Annotated in this window: 21 protein-coding genes; 19 read left to right on the plus strand and 2 right to left on the minus strand. The window is 51.0% G+C overall.

All coding sequences use genetic code 11. The annotated features are described in order from the left end of the window. Positions 1-32 precede the first annotated feature (32 nt). The gene (gene otsB, locus D9736_RS02820; RefSeq protein WP_130257642.1) at positions 33-836 is read left to right on the plus strand and encodes a trehalose-phosphatase; all 804 of its coding nucleotides are present in this window, start codon (positions 33-35) and stop codon (positions 834-836) included. Next, on the plus strand, positions 811-2235 hold the full coding sequence (gene otsA / locus D9736_RS02825) for an alpha,alpha-trehalose-phosphate synthase (protein WP_130218668.1): 1425 nt from the start codon (positions 811-813) through the stop codon (positions 2233-2235). Before otsB ends, otsA begins: the two co-directional genes overlap by 26 nt. A 6-nt stretch (positions 2236-2241) precedes the next feature. Here the strand turns inward: otsA and uspC are convergent, their stop codons facing one another. Continuing rightward, the gene (uspC, locus tag D9736_RS02830; protein WP_130257643.1) at positions 2242-2670 is read right to left on the minus strand and encodes a universal stress protein UspC; all 429 of its coding nucleotides are present in this window, start codon (positions 2668-2670) and stop codon (positions 2242-2244) included. Positions 2671-3450: 780 nt separating this feature from the next. Here uspC and flhD point away from each other — a divergent pair. The 14 genes from flhD (at position 3451) to flhe (ending at position 17574) form a co-directional block, all read left to right on the plus strand. Next, positions 3451-3801, plus strand: coding sequence for a flagellar transcriptional regulator FlhD (gene flhD, locus D9736_RS02835; protein ID WP_130218670.1), 351 nt, complete (start codon positions 3451-3453; stop codon positions 3799-3801). 2 nt (positions 3802-3803) lie between these two features. Then, positions 3804-4382, plus strand: a complete 579-nt coding sequence (gene flhC, locus D9736_RS02840; protein WP_064529301.1) for a flagellar transcriptional regulator FlhC — start codon at positions 3804-3806, stop codon at positions 4380-4382. A gap of 125 nt (positions 4383-4507) precedes the next feature. Beyond that, complete coding sequence (motA, locus tag D9736_RS02845) at positions 4508-5395, plus strand: flagellar motor stator protein MotA (RefSeq protein WP_130208527.1); 888 nt, start codon at positions 4508-4510, stop codon at positions 5393-5395. Continuing rightward, positions 5392-6318, plus strand: coding sequence for a flagellar motor protein MotB (gene motB / locus D9736_RS02850; protein WP_130208525.1), 927 nt, complete (start codon positions 5392-5394; stop codon positions 6316-6318). Before motA ends, motB begins: the two co-directional genes overlap by 4 nt. Positions 6319-6322: 4 nt before the next feature. Next, positions 6323-8287, plus strand: a complete 1965-nt coding sequence (gene cheA / locus D9736_RS02855) for a chemotaxis protein CheA (RefSeq protein WP_130257644.1) — start codon at positions 6323-6325, stop codon at positions 8285-8287. A gap of 21 nt (positions 8288-8308) precedes the next feature. Further along, positions 8309-8812 carry a chemotaxis protein CheW gene (gene cheW, locus D9736_RS02860; protein ID WP_130218676.1) on the plus strand — a complete coding sequence of 168 codons (504 nt, stop codon included), beginning with the start codon at positions 8309-8311 and terminating at the stop codon, positions 8810-8812. 145 nt (positions 8813-8957) lie between these two features. Next, positions 8958-10619 (plus strand): methyl-accepting chemotaxis protein II, encoded by a 1662-nt coding sequence (tar, locus tag D9736_RS02865; protein ID WP_130257645.1) that lies wholly within the window; start codon positions 8958-8960, stop codon positions 10617-10619. 161 nt (positions 10620-10780) lie between these two features. Beyond that, positions 10781-11641, plus strand: a complete 861-nt coding sequence (gene cheR / locus D9736_RS02870; RefSeq protein ID WP_130257646.1) for a protein-glutamate O-methyltransferase CheR — start codon at positions 10781-10783, stop codon at positions 11639-11641. Positions 11642-11643: 2 nt separating this feature from the next. Continuing rightward, entirely contained in the window at positions 11644-12693 is a 1050-nt protein-coding gene (gene cheB / locus D9736_RS02875) for a protein-glutamate methylesterase/protein glutamine deamidase (protein WP_064529294.1), read from the plus strand. 14 nt (positions 12694-12707) lie between these two features. After that, positions 12708-13097, plus strand: a complete 390-nt coding sequence (gene cheY, locus D9736_RS02880; protein ID WP_000763855.1) for a chemotaxis response regulator CheY — start codon at positions 12708-12710, stop codon at positions 13095-13097. Positions 13098-13107: 10 nt separating this feature from the next. Further along, positions 13108-13752 carry a protein phosphatase CheZ gene (gene cheZ / locus D9736_RS02885; RefSeq protein WP_064529292.1) on the plus strand — a complete coding sequence of 215 codons (645 nt, stop codon included), beginning with the start codon at positions 13108-13110 and terminating at the stop codon, positions 13750-13752. Positions 13753-13959: 207 nt separating this feature from the next. Next, a complete protein-coding gene (gene flhB, locus D9736_RS02890; RefSeq protein ID WP_130257647.1) occupies positions 13960-15108 on the plus strand; it encodes a flagellar biosynthesis protein FlhB in 1149 nt (382 codons plus the stop codon). Continuing rightward, positions 15101-17179 carry a flagellar biosynthesis protein FlhA gene (gene flhA, locus D9736_RS02895; RefSeq protein ID WP_000066967.1) on the plus strand — a complete coding sequence of 693 codons (2079 nt, stop codon included), beginning with the start codon at positions 15101-15103 and terminating at the stop codon, positions 17177-17179. Before flhB ends, flhA begins: the two co-directional genes overlap by 8 nt. Then, on the plus strand, positions 17179-17574 hold the full coding sequence (gene flhe / locus D9736_RS02900; protein ID WP_130257812.1) for a flagellar protein FlhE: 396 nt from the start codon (positions 17179-17181) through the stop codon (positions 17572-17574). The genes flhA and flhe overlap by 1 nt, the downstream gene beginning before the upstream one ends. A gap of 52 nt (positions 17575-17626) precedes the next feature. Here the strand turns inward: flhe and argS are convergent, their stop codons facing one another. Continuing rightward, on the minus strand, positions 17627-19360 hold the full coding sequence (argS, locus tag D9736_RS02905) for an arginine--tRNA ligase (protein WP_130257648.1): 1734 nt from the start codon (positions 19358-19360) through the stop codon (positions 17627-17629). A 215-nt stretch (positions 19361-19575) separates the two neighbouring features. Here argS and D9736_RS02910 point away from each other — a divergent pair, with 215 nt between their 5' ends. The 3 genes from D9736_RS02910 to D9736_RS02920 all read left to right on the plus strand — a co-directional run bounded on the left by D9736_RS02910 (position 19576) and on the right by D9736_RS02920 (position 22390). Beyond that, positions 19576-20142 (plus strand): VOC family protein, encoded by a 567-nt coding sequence (locus tag D9736_RS02910; RefSeq protein WP_130257649.1) that lies wholly within the window; start codon positions 19576-19578, stop codon positions 20140-20142. Between the two features lie 13 nt (positions 20143-20155). Next, on the plus strand, positions 20156-20902 hold the full coding sequence (cutC, locus tag D9736_RS02915; RefSeq protein WP_130218688.1) for a copper homeostasis protein CutC: 747 nt from the start codon (positions 20156-20158) through the stop codon (positions 20900-20902). Positions 20903-21289: 387 nt separating this feature from the next. Beyond that, complete coding sequence (locus D9736_RS02920) at positions 21290-22390, plus strand: NapC/NirT family cytochrome c (protein ID WP_130257650.1); 1101 nt, start codon at positions 21290-21292, stop codon at positions 22388-22390.

Here is a 22390-nt window from a genome sequence, read left to right on the forward strand (position 1 = left end):
GCGAACAATAAAAAGATAAGGAGGAGTACCGGGTGACAGAACCGTTAACCGAACCCCCTGAACTATCCGCGAATTATGCCTGGTTTTTTGATCTCGATGGAACGCTGGCGGAAATCAAACCGCATCCCGATCAGGTCGTCGTACCTGAAAATATTCTGCTAGGACTCCAGCTGCTGGCAACCGCAAGTGATGGTGCATTGGCATTGATATCAGGGCGCTCAATGGTAGAGCTTGACGCACTGGCGAAACCTTATCGCTTCCCGTTAGCGGGTGTGCATGGGGCGGAGCGCCGTGACATCAATGGTAAAACGCATATTGTTCATTTGCCGGAAGCGATTGCCCGGGATATTAGCGTTCAACTGCATACGGCTATCGCCAGGCTTCCCGGTGTGGAGATTGAGGCTAAAGGGATGGCGTTTGCGCTGCATTATCGTCAGGCACCGCAGCATGAGGACGCCTTATTGACATTAGCGCAGCGCATTACCCAGATTTGGCCGCAAATGGCGTTACAACAGGGAAAGTGTGTCGTTGAGATAAAACCGAGAGGTACCAGCAAAGGGGACGCGATTGCCGCATTTATGCAGGAAGTTCCCTTTATTGGCCGCAAGCCTATTTTTTTAGGCGATGACTTAACCGATGAATCTGGCTTCTCGGTCGTTAACAGGCTGGGCGGAATGTCAGTGAAAATTGGCACAGGCGCAACTCAGGCATCATGGCGGCTGGCGGGCGTGCCGGATGTCTGGCGCTGGCTTGAAATGATAACCAACGCATTACAACAACTAAAAAGAGACAATAACAGGAGTGATGACTATGAGCCGTTTAGTCGTAGTATCTAACCGGATTGCACCACCAGACGAGCACGCCGCCAGTGCCGGTGGCCTTGCTGTCGGTATACTGGGGGCGCTGAAAGCCGCAGGTGGACTGTGGTTTGGCTGGAGTGGCGAAACAGGGAATGAGGATCAGCCGCTAAAAAAGGTGAAAAAAGGAAATATCACCTGGGCCTCTTTTAACCTCAGTGAAAAGGATCTCGACGAATACTACAACCAATTCTCCAATGCTGTTCTCTGGCCCGCATTTCATTATCGACTCGATCTGGTGCAATTTCAGCGTTCCGCCTGGGAAGGCTATTTACGCGTGAATGCATTGCTGGCAGATAAATTACTGCCGTTGCTGGAAGACGATGACATTATTTGGATCCACGATTATCACCTGTTGCCATTTGCGCATGAACTCCGTAAACGTGGCGTGAATAATCGCATTGGTTTCTTTCTGCATATTCCTTTCCCAACACCGGAAATCTTCAACGCGCTGCCGACTTATAACACGTTGCTTGAACAGCTTTGTGATTATGATTTGCTGGGGTTTCAGACAGAAAACGATCGCCTGGCGTTTCTGGATTGCCTTTCCAACCTGACGCGCGTCACGACGCGTAGTTCGCGCAATCATACGGCCTGGGGCAAGGCATTTCGCACCGAAGTTTACCCTATTGGTATTGAACCGGATGAAATAGCCAAACAGGCTGCCGGACCGCTGCCGGCCAAACTGGCGCAATTAAAAGCGGAGCTGAAAAGCGTACAAAATATCTTTTCTGTCGAACGACTGGATTATTCCAAAGGTCTGCCTGAGCGTTTTCTCGCCTATGAAGCCTTGCTGGAAAAATATCCGCAGCATCATGGCAAAATACGTTATACCCAGATAGCGCCAACCTCGCGTGGTGATGTGCAGGCGTATCAGGATATTCGTCATCAGCTGGAAAATGAAGCCGGGAGAATTAACGGAAAATATGGGCAATTAGGCTGGACACCGCTTTATTATCTGAACCAGCATTTCGATCGTAAATTACTGATGAAAATCTTCCGCTATTCCGATGTCGGATTAGTGACGCCGCTGCGTGACGGGATGAATCTGGTGGCGAAAGAATATGTCGCCGCCCAGGATCCTGCTAATCCCGGTGTACTGGTACTTTCACAATTTGCGGGGGCGGCGAATGAACTGACGTCAGCGTTAATCGTTAACCCATACGATCGTGATGAAGTCGCGGCGGCGTTGAATCGGGCATTGACTATGTCGCTGGCAGAACGTATTTCCCGTCATGCAGAAATGTTGGAAATTATCGTGAAAAACGATATTAACCACTGGCAGGAGTGCTTTATTAGCGACCTAAAGCTGATAGTTCCGCGCAGCGCGGAAAGCCAGCAGCGCGATAAAGTTGCGACCTTTCCAAAGCTGGCGTAATTGCGCTTAATCTCCCTTAAGCGGAACCAACAGCACATCAACCTCACTTGAAGCAATCACACTTTTCGCAGAGCAGGATGCTCGCGAAAAGAAACTGTGATTATGATTACCACAAATCACCAAATCGAATTTATGTTTACGGCATACCGCCAGAATATGTTCGCTCAACTCTCCGTAAGCTATAAACTTTTCTTCAACGGGATATTCAGCATCCTGAATTAATTTGTCCAGAAAGTTTTGTGTTTCTTCATGCATCACACTGCGTAAATCCTCAAGCATCGGCGCGGCTAATTGATTGTACATTTCTGGATCGGACGCGAGGGTGATTAAACTGATACGCCCATTCACGGGACGGGCGATAGATACCGCTTTTGCTAACAGTTGCTGGCTTTCTGGTGAGACAGCAACGGCAACAAGAATATTGGCGTAACTCATAACCTGCTCCTTATTCTATGAACTTCAGGTGAGATCACAGCTTTACCCTGAATGAGCTATAGATGCAATAACAACTTGGTCAAAAACGCAAATATTAGCATGGTCATTAATAAATATATTTAATCAATTGCGTAGTGTTACTGTGTAGTCATGCGGGGGACGATGAGGAAGTGGATAAATTTATTTCTCCCATTAAACAAATGGTTAATTTTAATAAAACATCTTGTTAACATTGGTGTTGTTGGCAGTCTTAATTTTTCTTAAATGGAAGCGTATTATTTAATTGACTGTTTTTTTAATGATTTACAGAGATCAACGATATTTATCCCATATCCGGGATATGGTTATTCACGGTGATTTATATTAACAGTGCGCAACATCTCAATTTTATCCCTTCTCATCATTTTTGCTGACAGATAAGCTGAAAAACTTTTTAACAGAATGAAATATACGCAAAACAAAAGTATGACTTATACATTAATGTTAAGTAATTGAGTGTTTTGTGTGATCTGTGTCACACATTGTCGAAAATCGCAGCTCCGCTCCGTTGTATGTATGAGTGGTGACGAGTACAGTTGCGTCGAATTAGGAAAAATCTTAGATAAGTGTAAAAAGCATCACTCTGTGTAAGACGTGTTTCACCTCTTATGATGTCTGTGTGTTTTTTCGTTGATCGCTACTATTCCATTTTTATTTACTTTTTACCGGGATTTCCCGGCGACATCACGGGGTGCGGTGATACCGCATAAAAAATAAAGTTAGTTCTTCTGGGTGGGAATAATGCATACCTCCGAGTTGCTGAAACATATTTATGACATCAATTTGTCATATTTACTTCTTGCACAGCGTCTGATCGTTCAGGACAAAGCGTCCGCCATGTTTCGTCTCGGTATTAATGAAGAAATGGCAACAACGCTGGCGACGCTGACTCTTCCACAAATGGTTAAACTTGCCGAAACCAATCAACTGATTTGTCAATTCCGCTTTGACAGCCACCAGACTGTTAACCAACTGACGCAGGATTCCCGTGTTGACGATCTCCAGCAAATTCATACCGGTATTATGCTCTCCACGCGTTTGTTGAATGATGTTAATCAGCCCGAAGAAGTACAACGTAAGAAAAGGGCCTGATCATGAGTGAAAAAAGCATTGTTCAGGAAGCCCGTGATATTCAACTCGCCATGGAGTTGATAACCCTCGGTGCTCGTTTGCAGATGCTGGAAAGCGAAACACAATTAAGTCGCGGACGCCTGATCAAACTCTATAAAGAGCTGCGCGGAAGCCCGCCGCCGAAAGGTATGTTGCCGTTTTCCACCGACTGGTTTATGACCTGGGAACAAAATGTCCATGCGTCGATGTTCTGTAATGCATGGCAGTTTTTACTGAAAACCGGGTTATGTAATGGCGTTGATGCGGTAATCAAAGCCTATCGTTTATACCTTGAACAGTGCCCACAAGCCGAAAACGGACCACTGCTGGCGCTAACCCGCGCCTGGACTCTGGTGCGATTTGTCGAAAGTGATTTACTACAACTTTCCAGTTGCAACTGCTGCGGCGGTAATTTTATCACCCATGCTCATCAACCTGTCGGCAGTTTTGCCTGCAGCTTATGTCAACCGCCATCGCGCGCCGTAAAAAGACGTAAACTTTCTCAGAACCCTGCCGATATTATCCCTCAACTGCTGGATGAACAGAGAATACAGGCTGTTTAACTCATACGGTGTGGCGAAACACTCCAGCAGCGGTAAGCAATTGCCGCTGCTTTTTTTTCTCCAGCCGTAAGGTAACGTCTGCCGACTGAACATCCTGTCATGGTCAACAGTGAAAGGATGATGTCGTGCTTATCTTATTAGGTTACCTGGTTGTTCTCGGTACAGTTTTCGGCGGTTATTTGATGACCGGTGGAAGCCTTGGAGCACTCTATCAACCCGCTGAACTGGTGATTATTGCCGGTGCAGGCATTGGGTCGTTTATCGTCGGTAATAATGGCAAAGCAATCAAAGGTACGCTGAAGGCGCTGCCATTATTGTTTCGTCGCTCTAAATATACCAAAGCAATGTATATGGATTTGCTGGCGCTGCTTTACCGCCTGATGGCGAAATCGCGGCAAATGGGCATGTTCTCACTGGAACGCGATATTGAAAATCCTCGAGAGAGCGAGATCTTCGCCAGTTATCCGCGCATCCTCGCGGATGCCGTTATGCTGGATTTTATCGTCGATTATCTGCGCCTGATTATCAGCGGCCACATGAATACCTTCGAAATTGAAGCCCTGATGGACGAAGAGATAGAAACGCACGAAAACGAGGCTGAAGTCCCGGCGAACAGCCTGGCGTTGGTCGGAGATTCTCTTCCTGCGTTTGGTATTGTTGCGGCTGTAATGGGGGTGGTGCACGCACTAGGATCAGCCGATCGTCCTGCCGCCGAGTTGGGGGCGCTCATCGCACATGCGATGGTGGGGACTTTCCTCGGTATCTTATTGGCTTACGGATTTATTTCCCCGTTGGCGAGTGTTTTGCGCCAGAAAAGCGCCGAAACCAGCAAAATGATGCAGTGCGTCAAAGTCACACTGCTTTCTAATCTGAACGGTTACGCACCGCCTATCGCCGTTGAATTTGGTCGCAAAACGCTCTATTCCAGTGAACGTCCGTCGTTTGTTGAACTGGAAGAGCATGTGCGCGCGGTGAAAAATCCGCAGCAGCAGACGACAACCGAGGAAGCATGAAGAATCAAGCGCACCCGATTATTGTCGTCAAACGACGCAAAGCGAAATCCCACGGCGCAGCACATGGTTCGTGGAAGATTGCTTATGCTGACTTTATGACCGCGATGATGGCTTTTTTTCTGGTGATGTGGCTTATCTCCATCTCCAGCCCAAAAGAGCTGATTCAGATTGCGGAATACTTCCGTACGCCGCTGGCGACCGCGGTAACGGGCGGCGATCGAATTTCTAATAGCGAAAGCCCAATTCCCGGCGGCGGTGATGATTTCACCCAAAGCCAGGGGGAAGTGAATAAGCAGCCGAACATTGAAGAACTTAAAAAACGCATGGAGCAAAGTCGGCTGCGGAAATTGCGTGGCGATCTCGACCAGCTTATTGAATCAGACCCGAAACTACGGGCGATGCGTCCACATCTCAAAATCGATCTGGTCCAGGAAGGTTTACGTATCCAGATAATTGATAGCCAGAATCGCCCGATGTTTAAAACCGGCAGTGCTGATGTCGAGCCCTATATGCGCGACATTCTGCGCGCCATTGCGCCGGTGCTGAACGGTATTCCTAACCGTATTAGCCTTTCAGGCCATACCGATGATTTCCCTTACGCCAATGGTGAGAAAGGTTACAGCAACTGGGAGCTTTCCACTGAACGCGCCAATGCGTCGCGCCGTGAGCTAATGGTGGGAAGTCTGGCTGATGGCAAAATTTTACGTGTTGTCGGCATGGCGGCGACCATGCGCTTAAGCGATCGCGGCCCGGATGATGCCGTTAATCGTCGAATAAGTCTGTTGGTGCTGAATAAACAAGCCGAACAGGCCATTTTGCATGAAAACGCCGAAAGCCAGAATGAGCCAGTAAGCGTCCTGGAAAAACCTGGGGTAACACCGCAGGTCAGTGTTTCCACAATGCCATCAGCCGAACCGAGGTGACAGCGTGAGCATGGATATAAGCGATTTTTATCAGACATTTTTTGATGAAGCGGACGAACTGTTGGCCGATATGGAACAGCATCTGCTGAATTTACAGCCAGAAGCGCCAGATGCCGAACAATTGAATGCCATCTTTCGTGCGGCCCACTCCATCAAAGGAGGGGCGGGAACCTTTGGCTTTAGCGTATTGCAGGAAACCACGCATCTGATGGAAAACCTGCTCGACGAAGCCAGACGCGGTGAAATGCTGCTTAACACCGACATTATCAATCTGTTTTTGGAAACGAAGGACATCATGCAGGAACAGCTCGACGCTTATAAACAGTCGCAAGAGCCGGATGCCGCCAGCTTTGACTATATCTGCCAGGCCTTACGTCAACTGGCAATAGAAGCGAAAGGCGAATCGACACCCGCCATGGCCCGGTTAAGTGTGGTTGCCAAAAGTGAACCGCAAGATGAACAGGGTAACAGTGAGTCGCCGCGACGAATTCTACTTTCGCGTCTGAAGGCGGGAGAAGTCGATCTACTGGAAGAAGAGCTGGGGCATCTGACAACGTTAACTGATGTGGTGAAGGGGGCGGATTCTCTCTCGGCAATATTACCGGGCGACATCGCCGAAGATGACATCAAAGCGGTGCTCTGTTTTGTGATTGAGGCCGATCAGATTACCTTCGAAACAGTAGAGTCCGCGCCCAAAATATCCCCGCCACCGGTACTTAAACTGGCAGCCGAACAAGCGCCAGCAGGACGTGTGGAACGGGAAAAACCGACGCGCGGTAGCGAATCTACCAGTATCCGCGTGGCGGTTGAGAAGGTTGATCAGCTGATTAACCTCGTTGGCGAACTGGTGATTACTCAGTCAATGCTGGCCCAGCGCTCCAGTGAACTGGACCCGGTGAATCATGGGGATTTGATTACCAGCATGGGGCAGTTACAACGTAACGCCCGTGATTTGCAGGAATCAGTGATGTCGATTCGTATGATGCCGATGGAATATGTCTTTAGCCGCTATCCTCGGCTGGTGCGTGACCTGGCGGGTAAACTTGGCAAACAGGTGGAGCTGACGCTGGTGGGCAGTTCCACCGAACTCGACAAGAGTCTGATAGAACGCATTATCGATCCTCTGACCCACCTGGTACGCAATAGCCTCGACCATGGTATTGAATTGCCGGAAAAACGACTTGCTACGGGCAAAGATAGTGCTGGAAATTTAATCCTGTCTGCGGAACACCAGGGGGGCAACATCTGCATCGAAGTTACCGACGATGGCGCGGGGCTTAATCGAGAGCGGATTCTGGCAAAAGCCGCCTCGCAAGGTCTGAGCGTTAGCGACAACATGACTGATGACGAAGTGGCGATGTTGATATTCGCCCCTGGTTTTTCCACGGCGGAGCAGGTCACCGATGTTTCCGGGCGCGGCGTCGGCATGGATGTCGTTAAACGTAATATCCAGGAGATGGGGGGCCACGTTGAAATCCAGTCGAAGCAGGGCGTTGGCACCACAATCCGCATTTTACTGCCGCTAACGCTGGCGATCCTTGATGGCATGTCGGTACGCGTTGCTGACGAAGTTTTCATTCTGCCGCTGAACGCCGTCATGGAATCACTACAACCTCGTGAAGCCGATCTCCATCCACTGGCAGGCGGCGAGCGAGTACTGGAAGTGCGTGGTGAATATCTGCCCATCGTCGAACTGTGGAAAGTGTTCAACGTCGCAGGCGCGAAAACCGAAGCTACAGAGGGGATTGTTGTCATTCTGCAAAGTGGCGGTCGCCGCTACGCCTTGCTGGTGGATCAGTTAATTGGTCAACATCAGGTGGTGGTTAAAAACCTTGAAAGTAACTATCGCAAAGTCCCTGGCATTTCTGCTGCAACCATTCTTGGCGACGGCAGCGTGGCACTGATTGTTGATGTCTCCGCCTTGCAGGCGATAAACCGCGAACAACGTATGGCGAATACCGCCGCCTGATTGAGTAAAAAGGGAATAAATATGACCGGTATGACAAATGTAACAAAGCTGGCCAGCGAACCGTCAGGCCAGGAGTTTCTGGTATTTACCCTCGGTGACGAAGAGTACGGCATCGATATTCTGAAAGTGCAGGAGATCCGTGGCTACGATCAGGTTACGCGGATTGCCAATACACCCGCGTTTATCAAAGGCGTCACTAATCTGCGCGGCGTGATTGTGCCAATTATCGATTTGCGTATTAAGTTCAGCCAGGTGGATGTGGAGTACAACGATAACACGGTGGTTATCGTTCTGAATCTTGGGCAGCGGGTGGTCGGCATTGTGGTAGATGGCGTTTCAGATGTTCTTTCGTTGACGACGGAACAAATTCGCCCGGCCCCGGAATTTGCTGTGACGCTTTCCACAGAATACCTCACCGGCCTGGGCGCACTGGGCGATCGCATGCTAATTCTGGTTAATATCGAAAAATTGCTGAATAGCGAAGAGATGGCTCTGTTGGATAGCACGGCATCAGAAGTCGCATAATTTATCCCGCTGTACTCAAATGAAATGAGCCCGATACCCTGCGGATCGGGTTTTTCATTTTAATTTCGCCATGACTGGCATCAGAAATAAAGTTTCCCTCCTTCCTGCCGATAACGAAATCAACTTGTTTTCAGGAAGGTGCCTTATGATTAACCGTATCCGCGTAGTCACGCTGTTGGTAATGGTGCTGGGGGTATTCGCACTGTTACAGCTTATTTCCGGAAGTCTGTTTTTTTCTTCTCTTCACCATAGCCAGAAAAGTTTTGTGGTTTCCAATCAATTACGCGAACAACAAAGCGAGCTGACCTCAACCTGGGATTTAATGCTGCAAACGCGCATTAACCTGAGTCGTTCAGCGGTGCGGATGATGATGGATTCATCCAATCAACAAAGTAACGCTAAAGTTGAATTGCTTGATAGCGCCAGGAAAACATTGGCCCAGGCTGCAATCCATTATAAAAAATTCAAAAGCATGGCACCGTTACCTGAAATGGTCGCTACCAGTCGTAATATCGACGAAAAATATAAAAACTATCACACAGCATTAACAGAACTGATTGATTATCTTGATTATGGCAATACTGGAGCCTATTTCGCTCAGCCAACCCAGGGAATGCAAAATGCGATGGGCGAAGCCTTTGCCCAGTACGCCCTCAGTAGTGAAAAACGGTATCAAGATATCGTCACTGACAACGCGGATGATTACCGATTTGCCCAGTGGCAACTGGCGGTTATCGTGCTGGTGGTGGTATTGATTCTGCTGGTGGCGTGGTACGGCATCCGTCGCATGCTACTTAACCCGTTAGCGAAGATCATTTCTCACATCCGAGAAATTGCTGGTGGCAATCTGGCGAATACCCTCAGCATTGCCGGGCGTAGTGAAATGGGCGACCTGGCACAGAGCATTTCACATATGCAAGGTTCTCTGACTGACACGGTCAACCATGTGCGAGAAGGTTCAGATGCCATCTATGCCGGTACACGTGAAATTGCTGCGGGTAATACCGATCTTTCCTCCCGTACTGAACAGCAGGCATCGGCGCTGGAAGAAACGGCCGCCAGCATGGAACAGCTCACTGCAACGGTGAAACAGAACGCCGATAACGCCCGTCAAGCCTCGCAACTGGCGCAAAGTGCCTCCGATACTGCTCAGCATGGTGGCAAAGTCGTGGACGGTGTGGTGAAAACCATGCACGAAATTGCCGACAGTTCGCAGAAAATTGCCGACATTATTAGCGTTATTGATGGCATTGCTTTCCAGACCAATATCCTGGCACTGAACGCGGCTGTTGAAGCCGCCCGAGCAGGGGAACAGGGGCGTGGTTTTGCCGTGGTGGCGGGCGAGGTGCGTAATCTCGCCAGTCGCAGCGCCCAGGCGGCAAAAGAGATCAAAGCGCTGATTGAAGATTCTGCCTCCCGCGTTGATACCGGTTCGGTGCTGGTAGAAAGTGCCGGGGAAACCATGACTAATATTGTCAATGCCGTCACCCGTGTTACCGACATTATGGGCGAGATTGCCTCGGCATCGGACGAACAGAGTCGCGGTATCGATCAAGTGGCGTTGGCAGTGTCGGAAATGGATCGCGTCACGCAACAGAACGCATCGCTGGTGCAGGAATCAGCTTCCGCCGCAGCTGCGCTGGAAGAACAGGCCAGTCGTTTAACGCAAGCGGTTTCCGCGTTCCGTCTGACTGCCCGCTCGCAAACGAATAAACCACAATCACAGTCCCGCCCTGGTACTGAACAACCACCCGCACAGCCGCGATTGCGTATTACTGAACAAGATCCAAACTGGGAAACATTTTGATGGTTTTTTGCTCAAGCGCCATCGCCGCCAGATGAGGCTGATGATGCAACAGAACCTCGCGCTTATCATCTCTGGTGGCGTTATTTATAGGTCGTTATACAACACAATTGGCGCAGTTACAGGCTGCGCCAGGGGTATCCTGAAGTGACTGAGAATGCGCTATGACATCATCTCTGCCCTGCGGGCAAACGTCTTTATTGTTACAGATGACCGAGCGCCTGGCGCTTTCCGACACGCATTTTCGGCGGATAAGTCAATTGATCTATCAACGTGCGGGGATAGTCCTGGCGGACCACAAACGCGACATGGTTTACAACCGCCTGGTGCGCCGTTTGCGCTCGCTGGGGCTTGCAGACTTCGGCCATTATCTGAATTTACTGGAATCTAATCAGCACAGCGGCGAGTGGCAGGCGTTTATTAATTCGCTGACCACAAACCTGACGGCATTTTTCCGCGAGGGGCATCATTTCCCATTGCTCGCGGAGCACGCCCGCCACGCCTCTGGTGAATATCGCGTATGGAGTGCGGCGGCATCGACAGGTGAAGAACCGTACAGCATTGCGATGACGCTGGCGGACACGCTGGGCACCGCGCCCGGACGCTGGAAAGTGTTCGCCAGCGATATCGACACCGAAGTGCTGGAGAAAGCCAGAAGCGGCATTTATCGCCATGAAGAGCTGAAAAACCTGACGCCGCAACAACTCCAGCGCTACTTCATGCGCGGCACAGGGCCGCATCAAGGGCTGGTGCGTGTGCGTCAGGCACTGACGAACTACATCGATTTTTCCCCGCTGAATTTGCTGGCGAAACAGTACGCTGCGCCGGGGCCGTTCGATGCGATCTTCTGTCGTAACGTCATGATCTACTTCGATCAAACGACCCAGCAGGAGATTTTGCGCCGCTTTGTACCGCTGCTTAAGCCCGACGGATTATTGTTTGCGGGTCACTCTGAAAACTTTAGCCACCTTGAGCGCAGCTTCACATTGCGTGGACAGACGGTGTATGCGCTAAGTAAGGATTAACGATGAGTAAAATCAGGGTGTTGTCGGTCGATGACTCGGCACTGATGCGCCAGATAATGACAGAAATCATCAATAGTCATAGTGACATGGAAATGGTAGCGACGGCTCCCGATCCGCTGGTCGCGCGTGATTTGATTAAGAAATTCAACCCTGATGTGCTGACGCTGGACGTCGAAATGCCGCGTATGGACGGACTGGATTTCCTCGAAAAATTAATGCGTTTGCGACCGATGCCAGTAGTGATGGTTTCTTCTCTGACTGGCAAAGGTTCCGAAGTCACGCTGCGTGCTCTGGAGTTGGGGGCGATAGATTTTGTCACCAAACCGCAACTGGGGATCCGCGAAGGAATGCTGGCGTATAGCGAAATGATTGCCGAAAAGGTGCGTACAGCAGCAAGGGCAAGCCTTACTGCGCATAAACCGTTATCGGCACCGACAACGCTGAAGGCCGGACCGCTCTTGAGTTCAGAAAAGCTGATTGCGATTGGCGCCTCAACGGGGGGAACTGAGGCGATTCGTCACGTACTGCAACCGTTGCCGCTTTCCAGCCCGGCACTGTTAATCACCCAGCATATGCCGCCCGGTTTTACCCGCTCTTTTGCCGACAGACTTAATAAGCTGTGCCAAATCGGCGTGAAAGAAGCCGAGGACGGAGAACGCGTCTTGCCTGGGCATGCCTATATCGCCCCTGGCGATCGGCATATGGAACTGGCGCGTAGCGGCGCGAATTATCAAATCAAAATTCACGATGGTCCGGCGGTTAATCGCCATCGGCCATCGGTAGATGTGTTGTTCCATTCGGTGGCCAAACAGGCGGGGCGTAATGCGGTTGGGGTGATCCTGACGGGCATGGGCAACGACGGCGCGGCGGGAATGTTAGCAATGCGTCAGGCGGGGGCATGGACTCTTGCGCAAAATGAAGCAAGCAGCGTGGTGTTCGGCATGCCGCGCGAGGCCATCAATATGGGTGGCGTCTGTGAAGTGGTCGATCTTAGCCAGGTAAGCCAGCAAATGCTGGCAAAAATCAGTGCCGGACAGGCGATACGTATTTAAATCAGGAGTGTGAGATGGCGGATAAAGAGCTTAAATTTTTGGTTGTGGATGACTTTTCCACCATGCGACGCATCGTGCGTAACCTGCTGAAAGAGCTTGGATTTAATAATGTTGAGGAAGCGGAGGATGGCGCCGATGCTCTCAATAAGTTGCAGGCGGGAGGATATGGTTTTGTTATCTCCGACTGGAACATGCCAAACATGGACGGCCTGGAATTGCTGAAAACGATTCGTGCTGATGGCGCGATGTCAGCATTGCCGGTGTTAATGGTGACTGCGGAAGCGAAGAAAGAAAACATTATTGCCGCAGCACAAGCGGGGGCCAGTGGCTACGTGGTTAAGCCATTTACCGCCGCGACGCTGGAGGAAAAACTCAACAAAATCTTTGAGAAACTGGGCATGTGAGGATGCGACTATGATGCAACCATCAATTAAACCTGCTGATGAAAATTCTGCTGGCGATATCATTGCGCGCATCGGCAGCCTGACGCGTATGCTGCGCGATAGTCTGCGGGAGCTGGGGCTGGACCAGGCTATTGCAGAAGCGGCGGAAGCCATCCCCGATGCCCGCGATCGTTTGTACTACGTTGTGCAGATGACTGCCCAGGCTGCGGAGCGGGCGCTGAACAGTGTTGAGGCCTCACAACCGCATCAGGATCACATGGAGAAATCAGCAAAAGCGTTAACCCAACGCTGGGATGACTGGTTTGCCGATCCCATTGACCTTGCCGACGCTCGCGAACTGGTGACCGATACACGGCAATTTCTGGCGGATGTGCCGACGCATACCGGTTTTACCAATGCGCAGTTGCTGGAAATCATGATGGCGCAGGATTTTCAGGACCTCACCGGGCAGGTCATTAAACGAATGATGGATGTCATTCAGGAGATTGAACGCCAGTTGCTAATGGTGCTGCTGGAAAATATCCCAGAGCAGGATGCACGTCCGAAACGTGAAAGCCAGAGTTTGCTGAATGGGCCGCAGGTTGATACCAGCAAAGCCGGTGTGGTAGCCAGTCAGGACCAGGTGGACGATTTGTTGGATAGCCTTGGATTCTGATTTGTATTGCCTGATGTGACGCGGCCGCGTCACATCGATCTTCAAGGTTGGATAAGGCGTTTACGCCGCATCCGACAAACATGTCACCATGCCTGATGTGCTGTGGCAAAAGCCCTAAATCCCGCCTTTTTTACCCCTTACTCAAACCATTGAACGCTTTGCGCTCTGGCATCATTCACGCTTATTACTCTTTCCAGGATTGGCGACGTGTCTGACGAGAGCGACGACAAAACAGAAGCCCCCACACCTCACCGACTTGAAAAAGCGCGGGAAGAGGGGCAAATCCCGCGTTCCCGTGAATTAACGTCGCTGCTGATTTTGTTAGTGGGCGTGTGTGTTATCTGGTTTGGCGGTGTGTCGCTGGCTCGTCGATTGTCGGGCATGCTCTCCGCGGGATTGCATTTTGATCACAGCATCATCAATGACCCGAATCTGATCCTCGGGCAGATTATTCTGCTGATCAGAGAAGCCATGCTGGCGCTGCTGCCGCTGATTAGCGGCGTGGTGCTGGTGGCGCTCATTTCTCCGGTGATGCTGGGTGGCCTGGTATTTAGCGGCAAATCCTTGCAGCCGAAGTTTTCCAAACTCAACCCGCTACCGGGCATTAAACGGATGTTTTCGGCACAGACTGGCGCGGAGTTGCTTAAAGCGATTTTGAAATCCATCCTGGTCGGCAGTGTGACGGGGTTTTATCTCTGGCACCACTGGCCGCAAATGATGCGCTTAATGGCGGAGTCCCCCATTACCGCCATGGGTAATGCGATGGATCTGGTAGGGCTATGCGCACTGCTGGTGGTGCTTGGTGTCATTCCGATGGTGGGATTTGACGTCTTTTTCCAAATCTTCAGCCACCTGAAAAAGCTGCGTATGTCACGGCAGGATATTCGTGATGAGTTCAAACAAAGCGAAGGCGACCCTCATGTCAAAGGGCGAATCCGTCAGATGCAGCGAGCTGCGGCGCGGCGGCGGATGATGGTCGATGTGCCGAAAGCGGACGTTATCGTCAATAACCCAACTCACTACTCAGTGGCTTTGCAGTACGACGAAAACAAAATGAGTGCGCCAAAAGTCGTTGCCAAGGGCGCGGGGCTGGTGGCATTACGCATTCGTGAAATAGCCGCTGAAAATAACGTCCCAACCCTCGAAGCGCCTCCGCTGGCGCGTGCGCTGTATCGACATGCTGAAATCGGTCAACAAATACCTGGTCAACTCTATGCCGCTGTGGCGGAAGTGCTGGCCTGGGTCTGGCAACTGAAACGTTGGCGTCTGGCTGGTGGACAGCGCCCTGTACAACCAACTCATCTTCCGGTGCCGGAAGCCCTGGATTTTATTAACGAGAAACCGACCCATGAGTAATCTGGCCGCGATGCTGCGCCTGCCCGCAAACCTGAAATCGACACAATGGCAGATCCTTGCCGGACCGATTTTGATCTTGCTGATTTTGTCGATGATGGTGCTGCCACTGCCCGCATTCATACTCGACCTGTTGTTTACCTTCAATATTGCCTTGTCGATCATGGTGTTGCTGGTGGCGATGTTTACCCAGCGCACGCTTGAGTTTGCCGCCTTTCCGACAATCCTGCTGTTCACCACGCTGCTGCGTTTGGCTCTTAACGTGGCTTCAACCCGTATCATTTTGATGGAAGGCCATACCGGCGCGGCGGCGGCAGGGAAGGTGGTCGAAGCGTTCGGTCACTTCCTCGTTGGTGGCAATTTCGCTATCGGTATCGTGGTGTTCGTCATTCTCGTGATCATCAACTTTATGGTTATCACCAAAGGTGCCGGGCGTATCGCGGAAGTGGGCGCGCGCTTTGTTCTCGATGGTATGCCGGGTAAGCAGATGGCGATTGACGCCGACCTGAACGCCGGATTGATTGGTGAAGATGAGGCGAAAAAACGCCGCTCCGAAGTGACTCAGGAAGCCGACTTTTACGGCTCAATGGACGGGGCAAGTAAATTTGTTCGTGGTGATGCCATCGCCGGGATCCTCATCATGGTCATTAACGTTGTCGGCGGATTGCTGGTCGGTGTGCTGCAACATGGCATGAGCATGGGACACGCGGCGGAAAGTTATACGCTATTGACCATTGGCGACGGTCTGGTGGCACAAATCCCGGCGCTGGTGATTTCTACCGCCGCGGGGGTCATCGTTACGCGTGTCAGCACCGATCAGGATGTTGGCGAGCAGATGGTGAATCAGCTTTTCAGTAATCCAAGCGTTATGTTGTTAAGCGCCGCCGTGCTCGGTTTACTCGGGCTGGTGCCTGGAATGCCGAACCTGGTATTTTTGCTGTTCACGGCGGGATTGCTAGGGCTGGCCTGGTGGATCCGCGGACGAGAACAAAAAGCGCCTGCCGAACCCAAACCGGTAAAAATGGCAGAGAATAATGCCGTTGTCGAAGCGACGTGGAACGATGTGCAACTGGAAGATTCTCTGGGAATGGAAGTGGGCTATCGACTGATCCCGATGGTTGATTTCCAACAAGATGGCGAGTTGCTGGGCCGTATTCGTAGTATTCGTAAGAAATTTGCTCAGGAAATGGGCTTCCTGCCGCCGGTGGTGCACATTCGCGACAATATGGATCTGCAACCTGCCCGCTATCGTATTTTAATGAAAGGCGTAGAGATTGGCAGTGGCGATGCTTATCCGGGGCGCTGGCTGGCAATTAACCCTGGTACCGCTGCCGGGACGTTACCTGGTGAAGCGACCGTCGATCCGGCTTTTGGTCTGAACGCTATCTGGATCGAAAGTGCGCTAAAAGAACAGGCGCAGATTCAGGGGTACACCGTGGTTGAGGCCAGCACAGTGGTGGCAACGCATCTTAACCATCTCATTAGCCAGCATGCCGCAGAGTTGTTTGGTCGCCAGGAGGCGCAACAACTGCTGGATCGCGTCGCCCAGGAGATGCCAAAGCTGACGGAAGATCTCGTTCCTGGCGTCGTCACGCTCACCACGCTACATAAAGTGCTGCAAAATCTGCTCGATGAAAAAGTGCCGATTCGCGATATGCGCACCATTCTCGAAACGCTGGCGGAGCATGCGCCCATCCAAAGCGATCCACATGAATTAACCGCCGTCGTGCGCGTGGCGTTGGGACGGGCGATTACCCAGCAGTGGTTTCCTGGCAAAGATGAAGTCCATGTTATTGGCCTCGATACACCGCTGGAACGTTTGTTACTACAGGCGTTGCAGGGCGGGGGCGGACTGGAGCCGGGGCTGGCGGATCGTTTACTGGCGCAAACTCAGGAAGCGCTATCCCGTCAGGAGATGTTGGGGGCACCGCCAGTTTTGTTGGTGAACCACGCGCTGCGACCATTATTGTCTCGCTTCCTGCGCCGCAGCTTGCCGCAGTTAGTGGTGCTGTCGAATCTGGAACTATCTGATAACCGACATATCCGCATGACGGCGACGATTGGCGGTAAATGATGAGAACCTTATTGGCTATGCTGTTGTTTCCGCTGCTGGCGCAAGCCGCCGGAGAGGGGATGTGGCAGGCAAGTAGTGTCGGAATTACGCTAAATCATCGCGGTGAGTCGATGTCTTCTGCGCCTCTTTCTTCGCGACAACCTGTTTCAGGATTGATGACGCTGGTGGCGTGGCGTTATCAGCTTATCGGTCCGACCCCCGCGGGACTGCGGGTACGTTTATGCTCACAATCTCGTTGTGTCGAATTAGAGGGGCAGAGCGGAACCACCGTGGCTTTTTCCGGTATAGCGGCAGCAGAACCGTTGCGCTTTATCTGGGAAGTGCCTGGCGGTGGGCGGTTAATTCCGCCGCTGAAAGTACAACGTAATGAAGTGATTGTGAATTATCGGCGGTGATAAAAAAGCCGATGTCCGTAACTGCGACATCGGCTGTTGCCGTATAACGCGATTACATACGCTCTACTGTCTCAATACCCAGCGTATCCAGACCCAGCTTCAGCGTCTTCGCCGTCAGTTGTGCCAGTTTCAGACGGCTGTTACGCACTTCTTCGTTTTCTGCGCTGAGGATCGGGCAGTGCTCGTAGAAGCCAGAGAACAGACCGGCCAGATCGTACAGGTAAGCACACATTACATGCGGCGTGCCTTCACGGGCAACCACGGTGAGGGTTTCTTCAAACTGCAGCAGGCGAGCTGCCAGTTGCGCTTCACGATCTTCACGGATGATAACCGGAGCTGCAGCCAGTTGCTCTTCGTTAATTTCTGCTTTACGGAACACGGACAATACACGCGTGTAAGCATACTGCATGTATGGCGCGGTATTACCCTCAAACGCCAGCATGTTGTCCCAGTCGAAGATGTAGTCCGTGGTGCGGTTTTTGGAGAGATCCGCATATTTCACCGCACCAATACCCACCGCGTTAGCCAGTTTTTCCAGCTCGTCAGCTGACATATCCGGGTTCTTTTCTGCCACCAGACGACGTGCACGCTCCAGGGCTTCATCCAGCAGATCGGCCAGTTTCACCGTACCGCCCGCGCGGGTTTTGAACGGTTTGCCGTCTTTGCCCAGCATCATGCCGAACATGTGGTGTTCCAGCGGTACGGATTCCGGCACGTAGCCTGCTTTGCGGACGATCGCCCATGCCTGCATCAGGTGTTGATGCTGACGGGAGTCGATGTAATACAGCACGCGATCGGCATGCAGTGTTTCATAACGATATTTCGCACAGGCGATATCAGTAGTGGTGTAAAGATAGCCGCCATCTTTCTTCTGAATGATCACGCCCATCGGTTCGCCTTCCTTGTTTTTGAACTCATCAAGGAATACGACGGTTGCGCCTTCGCTTTCTACTGCCAGACCTTTGGCTTTCAGGTCCGCTACGATACCCGGCAGCATCGGGTTGTAGAGGCTTTCGCCCATCACGTCATCGCGGGTCAGCGTCACGTTCAGACGATCGTAGGTGATCTGGTTCTGCGTCATGGTGATGTCGACCAGTTTGCGCCACATCTCGCGGAAGTATTCGTCACCGCTTTGCAGTTTTACCACGTAGTTACGTGCGCGCTCGGCGAACTCTTCATCTTCATCGTAATGCTTTTTCGCATCGCGGTAGAAACCTTCAAGGTCAGCCAGTTCCATTTCACCGGCGTTTTCCTGCTGCTGTTTTTCCAGCCACGCAATCAGCATACCGAACTGAGTACCCCAGTCGCCGACGTGGTTCGCGCGAATCACTTTGTGACCGAGGAACTCCAGAGTGCGCACTGCTGCGTCACCAATAATGGTAGAGCGCAGGTGACCGACGTGCATCTCTTTCGCCACGTTCGGTGCGGAGTAGTCAACCACAATGGTCTGTTTTTCTGGCGTAGCAACACCGAGACGATCTGACGCCAGCGCCTGCTGAACATGTTCAGCCAGGAATGCCGGATCAAGGAAAATGTTGATAAAGCCTGGACCGGCGATCTCAACTTTGCTGGCGATACCGTTAAGATCCAGATGAGTCAGCACCTGCTCTGCTAATTGTCGCGGTGCCATACCCAGTTTTTTAGCAACTGCCATCATGCCGTTAGCCTGATAGTCGCCGAACTGAACTTTTGCTGACTGACGAACCTGCGGTTCGCAATCCGCAGGCGCGCCTGCCGCAATCATGGCCTGACGGACTTTTTCTGAGAGAAGAGCCTGAATATTCACCGGAATACCTTACATTGATGAAGCGAGCAAAAATTGCCCGCACCAGTTAAAGAAATTAGGACGGGAGTATACTGCAAATGGCTGTTTTCGTCAGCAACGTGCGCGTGGCGTATTGCCGTTTTCACTATTGCATCAGAAGCGGCGTGAAATCAGCGGTTGGTTGGCGCAGGGCAACAGGGTAAATTAACGCTTTTACTGAAAGACGAAGAGTGATTATGGCGAACTGGCAATCTATCGACGAGCTGCAGGATATTGCATCGGATTTACCGCGATTTACCCACGCATTAGATGAACTTTCCCGCCGTCTGGGGCTGGATATCACTCCGCTGACTGCCGATCACATTTCTTTGCGTTGCCATCAAAACGCCACCGCTGAACGCTGGCGTCGCGGGTTTGAACAGTGCGGTGAACTCCTGTCAGAAAATATGATCAATGGCAGGCCGATTTGTCTGTTTAAATTGCATGAGCCGGTACAGGTTGCTCACTGGCAGTTTTCCATTGTTGAGCTACCGTGGCCCGGGGAAAAACGTTACCCGCACGAAGGTTGGGAACATATTGAAATCGTTCTGCCGGGCGAGCCAGAAACGCTGAATGCCCGTGCGCTGGCGTTGCTTTCTGATGAAGGACTCAGCCTGCCAGGGATCTCAGTTAAAACCAGTTCGCCAAAAGGTGAGCATGAGCGATTACCGAATCCGACGCTGGCGGTCACCGATGGCAAAACGACGATTAAATTTCATCCGTGGTCCATTGAAGAGATCGTTGCCAGCGAGCAGTTGGCGTAATTAAGGAGCAAAAATGGCATTACTGGAAATTTGCTGTTACAGCATGGAATGCGCACTAACGGCGCAGCAAAATGGCGCTGACAGAATTGAATTGTGTGCGGCTCCGAAAGAAGGGGGCTTAACGCCGTCGCTGGGCGTGCTTAAATCCGTGCGTCAGCAGATAACGATTCCCGTGCATCCGATCATCCGCCCGCGCGGTGGTGATTTTTGCTACAGCGACGGCGAGTTTGCCGCCATTCTTGAGGATGTTCGTACTGTCCGCGAATTAGGCTTTCCGGGACTGGTGACGGGCGTTCTCGATGTTGACGGTAATGTCGATATGCCACGAATGGAAAAAATAATGTCTGCTGCCGGTCCGTTGGCCGTTACTTTTCATCGTGCCTTCGATATGTGTGCTAACCCATTAAATACACTGAATAATCTTGCGCAATTGGGCATTGCCCGGGTACTGACTTCCGGGCAAAAATCAGACGCTCTGCAAGGTTTATCAAAAATTATGGAACTTATTGCCTATGGTGATACTCCAATCATCATGGCCGGAGCAGGAGTCCGTGCAGAAAACCTGCACCACTTCCTCGATGCCGGAGTGCTGGAAGTCCATAGCTCCGCGGGAGCGTGGCAAGCCTCACCGATGCGTTATCGTAATCAAGGATTGTCCATGTCATCAGATGCACACGCGGACGAGTATTCGCGTTATGTCGTAGACGGGGCGGCGGTTGCTGAAATGAAAGGAATCATTGAACGCCATCAGGCCAAATGATTTTTACCGTTGCATCATGTCGCCCAATATGATGCTTGCTCGTACCAGGCCCCTGCAATTTCAACAGGGGCCTTTTTTTATCCCTAAACAGTATAAAAAACGAACGATAACTGTGATCTGTTGAGCGGGTGACAGTGCGCATAGCGTGGTGCTAAAAATATTTTATATATTCACATTAATTATGGGATTTAAATTGCTAAAACTGATAAATATATATTCCAAATAACAACTGGGTTATTCCTTAGCAATTAATGATTACATTGTAATAAATCATATTCTTTATCGATTATTTCAGGCAGTGTTGTGCCGAATTAAGCAAGTAGTCAATTCGTTGTATATTTATTTATATAATGACTTCGGTGTCCTGGAATTTAATTAGAGGAATCTATGCGAGGGAAAAAACGCATTGGGTTATTTTTTCTGCTGATAGCGGTTGTGGTTGGTGGCGGCGGGTTATTGCTGGCGCAAAAAGCCTTACATAAAACGTCGGATACAGCATTTTGTCTCTCCTGCCACTCGATGAGTAAACCTTTTGAGGAATATCAGGGAACTGTCCACTTTTCGAACCAGAAAGGGATACGTGCGGAATGTGCCGATTGCCATATTCCAAAGTCAGGGATGGATTATTTATTTGCCAAATTAAAAGCATCTAAAGATATTTATCATGAATTTGTTAGCGGCAAAATAGACAGTGACGATAAGTTCGAAGCGCATCGTCAGGAAATGGCCGAAACAGTATGGAAAGAATTAAAAGCATCGGATTCTGCAACGTGCCGTAGTTGCCATTCTTTTGATGCGATGGATATTGCCTCGCAAAGTGAATCTGCGCAGAAAATGCATACCAAAGCGCAAAAGGACGGTGAAACGTGTATTGATTGTCATAAAGGAATTGCCCATTTCCCGCCAGAAATAAAAATGGATGACAACGCGGCGCATGAACTGGAAAGTCAGGCTGCCACTTCTGTGACCAATGGCGCACATATTTATCCTTTCAAACCTTCCCGCATAGGCGAACTGGCCACTGTGAATCCTGGTACCGATCTCACCGTCGTTGATGCCAGTGGCAAACAGCCGATCGTTCTGTTGCAGGGTTATCAAATGCAGGGCAGTGAAAACACACTTTACCTGGCGGCAGGTCAACGTCTGGCGCTTGCCACATTAAGTGATGAAGGTATCAAGGCGCTAACGGTAAACGGGGAATGGCAGGCTGACGAATACGGCAATCAATGGCGTCAGGCGTCTTTACAAGGGGCGCTAATCGATCCCGTATTAGCGAATCGTAAACCGTTATGGCAATACGCTGAAAAACTCGATGACACCTATTGTGCTGGCTGCCATGCGCCTATTGCCGCTGACCATTACACCGTCAATACCTGGCCCTCTATCGCCAAAGGAATGGGGGCGCGAACCAGCATGAGCGAAAACGAACTGGACATTTTGACGCGGTACTTCCAGTACAACGCCAAAGATATTACCGAAAAACAGTGA

It is taken from the genome of Escherichia sp. E10V10 (assembly GCF_004211985.1).
Taxonomy (GTDB): Bacteria; Pseudomonadota; Gammaproteobacteria; order Enterobacterales; family Enterobacteriaceae; genus Escherichia.